This window comes from Bifidobacterium callitrichos, from assembly GCF_008698085.1.
GTDB lineage: Bacteria > Actinomycetota > Actinomycetes > Actinomycetales > Bifidobacteriaceae > Bifidobacterium > Bifidobacterium callitrichos.
The window spans coordinates 1-443 of the sequence record NZ_RZJP01000009.1 but is presented as its reverse complement, the minus strand read 5'-3'; the positions used below and the strand labels follow the sequence as shown (position 1 = coordinate 443).

The 443-nt window shown below is 58.7% G+C and carries 1 rRNA gene; it reads right to left on the bottom strand.

Annotated elements, in window-relative coordinates:
* Positions 1–386: 386 nt before the first annotated feature.
* Positions 387–443: ribosomal RNA gene (locus EMB92_RS11410) — 16S ribosomal RNA — on the bottom strand; the annotation flags it as partial.

Below are 443 nucleotides of genomic sequence, written 5' to 3'. Positions count from 1 at the left end.
ACGACACATCAATACAACTAGAATGATCACAAAACGATCGACGAACACAAAAAAGTGCTCTTCGAAATCAACAGCAAAGAACAACACAAGGTCGTTCCTTGCTCGCGTCCACTATCCAGTTCTCAAACCACCACCGCACACACGGGACGACCCCCACCGGAACCAACCGGAGGAACCGCACCGCATGGCGACGGACCCGCCCCCGCGAACAACCACGGGAAGTGGCGATCCGGGAACCCAAAAGCATGCCCGTACCACCGGCCACGACCAACGACGGCCACGACCACAAGCCAACGATCTCTTCCACACCAGCAACCCGGGACCACCGGTCGATCCGGCGTCCGGGTCCACACCGGCTCGCACACGCGAGCCTGAAATCTCCGTAGAAAGGAGGTGATCCAGCCGCACCTTCCGGTACGGCTACCTTGTTACGACTTAGTCCC